The 1,715-nt window shown below is 56.6% G+C and carries 2 protein-coding genes and 1 pseudogene; 2 read left to right on the top strand and 1 reads right to left on the bottom strand.

Annotated features, from left to right (window positions below):
• Window positions 1–267 (top strand): annotated as a pseudogene (locus PDO_RS14320) (class 1b ribonucleoside-diphosphate reductase subunit alpha); the annotation flags it as partial.
• A gap of 14 nt (window positions 268–281) precedes the next feature.
• On the top strand, window positions 282–1,271 hold the full coding sequence (gene nrdF / locus PDO_RS14315) for a class 1b ribonucleoside-diphosphate reductase subunit beta (protein WP_007602928.1): 990 nt from the start codon (window positions 282–284) through the stop codon (window positions 1,269–1,271).
• 249 nt (window positions 1,272–1,520) lie between these two features.
• Here the strand turns inward: nrdF and PDO_RS14310 are convergent.
• Window positions 1,521–1,715 (bottom strand): copper amine oxidase (locus PDO_RS14310; protein ID WP_007602927.1); only part of this gene is annotated, 195 nt, incomplete at its 5' end.

Genomic DNA, 1,715 nt, shown 5'->3' with positions numbered 1-1,715 from the left:
TCACCAACCGATAACGTGGAATACTATCAGGATGCCTACGAGATCGGCCCGGAGAAGATCATCGACACCTATGCGGCAGCCACCCAGCATGTCGACCAGGGCCTGTCACTGACGTTATTTTTCCGCGATACTGCGACCACCCGCGACATCAATCGTGCTCAGATCTACGCGTGGAAAAAAGGCATCAAGACCATCTACTACATCCGCCTTCGCCAGATGGCGCTGACCGGCACGGAAGTGCAGGGCTGTGTTTCCTGCGCGCTTTGACATTGGGGATCGAGATGAACATTCAAGTGAAGACCAAGACCGCAAAGGCGTCTAGTGCCATCCGCGCCGTCAACTGGAACCGGATTGAGGACGACAAGGACCTTGAAGTCTGGAACCGACTCACCTCGAATTTCTGGCTGCCGGAAAAGGTGCCGCTGTCGAACGACATTCCCTCCTGGGCCACGCTGAAACCCGAAGAGCGGACGCTGACGATCCGGGTTTTCACCGGGTTGACGCTGCTCGACACGATCCAGAACGGTGTCGGCGCAATCCGCCTGATGGCAGATGTGCAGACGCCGCATGAAGAGGCGGTGCTATCCAACATCTCCTTCATGGAGGCGGTACACGCACGCTCCTATTCCTCGATCTTCTCGACGCTCTGCTCGACACCGGATGTGGACGATGCCTATCGCTGGTCGGAGGAAAACGAATTCCTGCAACGTAAATCCCACCTGATTATGCAGCAATATGATGGAGCCGATCCGCTGAAAAAGAAGGTGGCTTCCGTTTTCCTCGAAAGCTTCCTCTTCTACTCCGGCTTCTACCTGCCGATGTATTGGTCGAGCCGTGCCAAGCTTACCAATACCGCCGACCTGATCCGCCTGATCATCCGCGACGAGGCAGTGCATGGCTATTACATCGGTTACAAGTTCCGGCGTGCATTGGACCGAGAGACGGAAGCCCGCGCCCAAGAGATCAAGGACTTCGCCTTCGACCTGATGCTCGAACTCTATGACAACGAAGCGAAATACACCGAAGACCTCTATGACAGTGTCGGCCTGACGGAAGACGTGAAGAAGTTCCTGCATTACAACGCCAACAAGGCGCTGATGAACCTTGGTTTCGAGGCACTGTTTCCATCGGAAGCCTGCAAGGTCAACCCGGCGATCCTGTCGGCGCTTTCTCCCAATGCCGACGAGAACCATGACTTCTTCTCCGGCTCTGGCTCATCCTACGTCATCGGCAAGGCAGTCTCGACTGAGGACGAGGACTGGGACTTCTGAGCCAGAAAGCCAGGCCCGAGACAAGTAATCGTCGAAGGTACGACAGCAGGCTTGGCCGCTTCCGAAGCAAGGCCAGAAGCGGCCATGCGGTGATGCTGACTGAGGCTCCAGTCAAGCAAGGTGCGTCTTGATGTCAGAACCCTGCGATGTGATCAGATAGGCTGGCGGCTCCGGCCCGGCAGCAACACCACCAGCCATGTAGGCATAGGAGGGCCTCCATGGCTGATTGATGCATTCGGCTCTGATATATCAGTGGCAGCAGCCACTCTTGGTCTCGTCTGTCGCGCCGCAGCAGTCCACCTCGCGATTATCCTTGCTGTGGGCATTCTTGCCCGGCGGCAGATCCATACCGATATTGCCGGCAAAGAAGCCGTTTGGCTTCAGGGTGAAGCCTGCATATTCGACCGGCATGATCGGGAAGTCCTCGGGCTTGCAGACATGGGT

Origin of the sequence: Rhizobium sp. PDO1-076 (assembly GCF_000247475.1) — a bacterium.
Classification (GTDB): domain Bacteria; phylum Pseudomonadota; class Alphaproteobacteria; order Rhizobiales; family Rhizobiaceae; genus Allorhizobium.
Note: the sequence above shows the minus strand (reverse complement) of the source record. Positions and strands in the feature narration are given on the sequence as shown.